At 69.8% G+C, this 4,579-nt stretch carries 6 protein-coding genes; 5 read left to right on the top strand and 1 reads right to left on the bottom strand.

All coding sequences use genetic code 11. The features are described from left to right. Positions 1-96: 96 nt before the first annotated feature. Positions 97-990 (bottom strand): hypothetical protein, encoded by an 894-nt coding sequence (locus H0X00_RS21815; protein WP_293774802.1) that lies wholly within the window; start codon positions 988-990, stop codon positions 97-99. 105 nt (positions 991-1,095) lie between these two features. On the opposite strand from H0X00_RS21815, the gene H0X00_RS21810 reads away from it, so the two are divergent. The 5 genes from H0X00_RS21810 to H0X00_RS21790 form a co-directional block, all read left to right on the top strand. Beyond that, complete coding sequence (locus H0X00_RS21810) at positions 1,096-1,380, top strand: hypothetical protein (RefSeq protein WP_293774800.1); 285 nt, start codon at positions 1,096-1,098, stop codon at positions 1,378-1,380. Further along, the gene (locus tag H0X00_RS21805) at positions 1,377-1,799 is read left to right on the top strand and encodes a type II toxin-antitoxin system VapC family toxin (protein WP_293774798.1); all 423 of its coding nucleotides are present in this window, start codon (positions 1,377-1,379) and stop codon (positions 1,797-1,799) included. The genes H0X00_RS21810 and H0X00_RS21805 overlap by 4 nt, the downstream gene beginning before the upstream one ends. 153 nt (positions 1,800-1,952) lie before the next feature. Continuing rightward, complete coding sequence (glmS, locus tag H0X00_RS21800; RefSeq protein WP_293774795.1) at positions 1,953-3,803, top strand: glutamine--fructose-6-phosphate transaminase (isomerizing); 1,851 nt, start codon at positions 1,953-1,955, stop codon at positions 3,801-3,803. Positions 3,804-3,928: 125 nt separating this feature from the next. Beyond that, positions 3,929-4,351 carry a holo-ACP synthase gene (locus tag H0X00_RS21795; protein ID WP_293774793.1) on the top strand — a complete coding sequence of 141 codons (423 nt, stop codon included), beginning with the start codon at positions 3,929-3,931 and terminating at the stop codon, positions 4,349-4,351. Further along, the coding region (locus H0X00_RS21790; protein WP_293774791.1) for an NAD(P)H-hydrate epimerase at positions 4,352-4,579 on the top strand (228 nt) is incomplete at its 3' end.

Below are 4,579 nucleotides of genomic sequence, written 5' to 3'. Positions count from 1 at the left end.
CTCTTCTACCGCCTGCTCCAGCAGGCCGTCGCCACCGATCCACACCCGCTGAACGAACTGATCGTCAGATACCAGTCCCGATAAGGATCACTGCACTCAAGCAGATATGCAGATCCCGGATCGACCCGCGACGAACGCGATCCGGGTGCCGTCGGGTGAGTACACTGCGCGGTTGTCGTCGCCGGGCGAATCGGTGAGCTTGCGCAGGTCTGACCCGTCGAGAGCCATGTCGTAGATGTCGTCGTCCCCGTCACGCCAGCTCGAGAAGGCGATCCGGGCGTTGTCCGGGGAGAACGTGGGGCTGTCGCTGTCCGCGCGGTGACGCGTGAGGCGGGTCTGACCGCTGCCGTCGGCCCGCATCACGTACACCTCGCCGTTGCGCAGCCCGCCGTCGGCGTCCCGCTTGCTGGTGAACGCGATCCGGCTGCCGTCCGGGGAGAACACCGGCTCGAAGTCGATCTCCCGGTTGTGGGTGAGCCGCCGCTGGTTCGTGCCGTCGGCATCCATCACGTAGATCTCGGAACTGCCGTGCTGGAGGCTGACGTACGCGATCCGGCTGCCGTCCGGGGAGAACACCGGGCCGTACTCGTCCGCGCCGGAACCCGTGAGGCGCTGCTGCTTCCCGCGGCCGTCGGCGTTCATCACGTAGACCTGCGCCTGCCCGTGCCGGTAGCTCGTGAAGGCGATTCGGGTGCCGTCCGGGGACAGATCCGGCTCGGAGTCCTGATCGGCGTCGCGGGTGAGGCGAAGCTGACCCGTCCCGTCGGCGTTCATCGTGAACACCTCGCCGAGGCCGAGATCCCGGATGAGGACGAACCGCCCGGTGAGGCCGGAGTGCGCCGATGGAGTGGGGCCGGCGGACACGGCGGCCGTCGGGCGCCCCGGCCGGGCCGCCGGAGTCGTGTCCTGCGAACAGGCGCTCAGGGCCATGAGCGCCAGCGCCGCGCACAGCCACCTTGGGACCCCGAGGCTCCGGGAGGTTCGGGCCACGGCTTCGAGGATCGCACAGGAGGAGTTCGGTCCGGCGGGTCTGCTGTCCGCACGTAGGACGAGATGGATCTCACTACGTAGCACATTGAGTGCTACAATCTCGGGATGGAACGCATCGGAATCCGCGAGCTTCGGCAGCACGCGTCCCGCTACCTCTCGCTGGTGAAGGCCGGCGAGACCGTGGAGGTGACCGAGCGCGGCGAATTGATCGCCCTGCTAACCCCGCCGAGGCCGGGCCAGAGTGAGCGGGAGCGCCTGATCGCCGAAGGACGACTCGTGCCTGCCGCCGGCCCCACCGGCCGGGCCAGATCAGGTCGTGCGGTTCCGATCGCCGCAGGCGAGCCGTCGAACACCGAACTCCTCGACGCGGAACGCGAGGATCGCTTGTGATCTTTCTGGATTCCTCGGCGTTGATGAAACTCACCCGCGAGGAAGCCGAGACGCTTGCGCTGCGCGCGTGGCTGGCCGACCGGCCCACCGAATCGCTGGTGACGAGCGAACTCGGCCGGGTCGAGGTGTTCCGGGCGTCGCGCAGGGCCGGAGCCGACGTTTTGGCCGAGGCCCGCCTCGTGGTTGCCGATGTCGACCTGATCCCGCTCGACCGAGCGGTGCAGGACCGCGCCTGCGAGCTCGGCGGCTGGCTGTTGCGCACCCTCGACGCCCTGCACCTCGCTTCGGCGCTGCTTATCAGCTCGGAGCTGACGGCCCTGGTCGCCTACGACCTGCGGCTCTTGGACGCGGCCGAGGCCACTGGCCTGGTCGTTGCCGCCCCGGGGGCGGAGCCCGCGGTCTTGCCGCCTTCGAACTGACGGGCCGGATCTCAACAGCCGTCACCCCCGGCGGCCTCGGACCCGCTTCGCGGGCCCGTCCTAGCGGACTCGTAACGCAGGTGTCCGGTTTGTCCAGCCCCGCTCGGGGTGATCGCCGCAACTGACGGGTCGTCGGCCTCTACTCTGATCAACATGTGCGGGATCGTGGGTTACGTCGGCGGGGACGGCGCTCTGGACGTAGTGCTCGGGGGTCTGAAGCGCCTGGAGTACCGGGGCTACGACTCCGCCGGGGTGGCGCTGGTCGCCAATGGCGAGCTCAGCGTTGCCCGCAAGGCGGGCAAGCTGGTCAATCTGGTGAACCTGCTCGCTGAGGAGCCGCTGCCGGCTACCCAGACCGCGATGGGGCACACCCGGTGGGCGACGCACGGCGGACCCACCGACCGCAACGCGCACCCGCACCGGGACTGCACCGGCAAGGTCGCCGTCATCCACAACGGGATCATCGAGAACTTCGCCCAGCTCCGTGAGGAGCTCGAGTCGCGCGGTTGCGAGATGTCGTCGGACACCGACACCGAGATCGTCGCGCACCTGCTGTCGCTGACCTTCGAGGCCGCCGGGCGTGACCTGGCCGAGGCGATGCGCCAGGTCTGCGGTCGGCTGGAAGGCGCCTTCACGCTGGTCGCCGTGCACGCCGACCTGCCCGACGTGGTCGTCGGTGCCCGGCGCAACTCCCCGCTGGTGGTCGGCCTCGGCGAGGGCGAGAACTTCCTCGCCTCCGACGTCGCCGCCTTCATCGCCTACACCCGCGAGGCCCTCGAGCTCGGCCAGGACCAGGTCGTCGAGCTGCGCCGCGAAGGGGTGACCGTCACCAACTTCGACGGCACGCCGGCCGCGGTCCGTCAGTTCCACGTCGACTGGGACGCCGCCGCCGCCGAGAAGGGCGGCTACGACTACTTCATGCTCAAGGAGATCAACGAGCAGCCCAAGGCGATCGCCGACACCTTGCTCGGCCGCGTCGGCCTCGACGGCCAGCTCGTCCTGGACGAGATGCGCCTCTCGGACGAGGAGCTGCGCGAGGTCGACAAGATCGTCATCGTCTCCTGCGGCACCAGCTTCCACGCCGGCCTGATCGCGAAGTACGCCATCGAGCACTGGACCCGGATCCCGTGCGAGGTCGAACTCGCGTCGGAGTTCCGCTACCGCGACCCGATCCTGTCCCGCTCCACGCTGGTGATCGCGATCTCGCAGTCAGGCGAGACAGCGGACACCCTGATGGCGGTCCGGCACGCCCGCGAGCAGCGCTCCCGGGTGCTGGCCATCTGCAACACCAACGGCTCGACGATCCCGCGCGAGTCCGACGCGGTCGTCTACACCCACGCCGGCCCGGAGATCGCGGTCGCCTCCACCAAAGCGTTCCTCGCGCAGATCGTCGCCTGCTACATCGTCGGCCTGTACCTCGCGCAGGTCCGCGGCACCAAGTTCGGTGACGAGATCTCCGACGTCATGAACCAGATCAACGAGATGCCCGCCGCGGTCGAAAAGGTGTTGGAGACCATCGAGCCGGTGCGCAAGCTCGCGCTGCAGCTCAAGGACGCCAAGTCCGTGCTGTTCCTCGGCCGGCACGTCGGCTACCCGGTGGCTCTCGAGGGCGCCCTCAAGCTCAAGGAACTCGCGTACATGCACGCCGAGGGCTTCGCCGCCGGCGAGCTGAAGCACGGCCCGATCGCGCTGATCGAGGAGGGCGTCCCGGTCGTGGTCACCGTCCCGTCGCCCTCCGCGCGGCACCGGTTGCACGACAAGATCGTGTCCTCCATCCAGGAGGTCAGGGCCCGCGGCGCGTACACCATCGTGATCGCGGAGGAGGGCGACGAGGCCGTCGTCCCCTACGCCAACATGCTGATCCGGGTGCCCCAGGTGCCGACGTTGATGCAGCCGCTCGTCACGACCGTCCCGCTCCAGGTCTTCGCCTGCGAGATGGCCACCGTGAAGGGTTACGACGTCGACCAGCCCCGCAACCTCGCCAAGTCTGTGACGGTCGAGTAGCCGCACCTCCGCGGGACGTCGTCCCGCATGGGCGGGTGTCAGCCTGCACGCAGGCTGACATGTGCCCGCTGGGGCTGACACGTCGCGCTGCATCCCGCGAGAACCCGGCCACTAGGGTTTCGGCTGTGATCGTGGGAGTCGGCATCGATGTCTGCGACATCAGCCGCTTCGCCCTCGCGATCGCGCGGACGCCGGGGCTGGCGCCGCGGTTGTTCACCCCGGCTGAGCTGACCCGTGGCACCGCCTCGCTGGCCGCCCGGTTCGCCGCCAAGGAAGCCATCGCCAAGGCGCTCGGTGCGCCGAGTGGCCTGTCCTGGCAGGACGCGGAGATCCTCAGCGACCGCAGCGGGCGCCCGATGCTCACGGTGCGCGGCACGGTGGCGGAGCGGGCCCGCGTCCTCGGCGTCTCGGGCTGGCACATCTCGCTGTCCCATGACGCCGGTATCGCCTCCGCGCTGGTGGTGGCCGAGGGTTGGGGGACACCCTCGATGAGCGCGGCGTCGCAGGCCGGCCTCGGCCCGCCGTTCGCCCCGCCCCCGGAGACGTAGGTGCGAGCCGCCCATCGGGTCGTCGACATCCGGGCCGCCGAGGCTGCGTTGCACGCCGAGCTGCAGCGGGCCGGTCGCGGTGTCGACGTCCTGATGGAGCGGGCTGCGACCGGGCTGGCCACCGCCTGCGTCGCGTTGCTCGGCCGGGTCTACGGCGCCCGCGTCGTGCTGCTCGTCGGCAGCGGTGACAACGGCGGCGACGCGCTCTACGCCGGGGCCCGACTCGCC

The sequence above is a fragment of the Sporichthya sp. genome (genome assembly GCF_013815995.1).
Lineage (GTDB): Bacteria > Actinomycetota > Actinomycetes > Sporichthyales > Sporichthyaceae > Sporichthya.
Note: the sequence above shows the minus strand (reverse complement) of the source record. Positions and strands in the feature narration are given on the sequence as shown.

What these genes read in the sequence shown, in the direction of transcription:
- H0X00_RS21810 (WP_293774800.1), top strand. Translation starts at nt 1,096, where the DNA reads ATGGAACGCATCGGAATCCGCGAGCTTCGGCAGCACGCGTCCCGCTAC.
- glmS (WP_293774795.1), top strand. Translation starts at nt 1,953, where the DNA reads ATGTGCGGGATCGTGGGTTACGTCGGCGGGGACGGCGCTCTGGACGTA.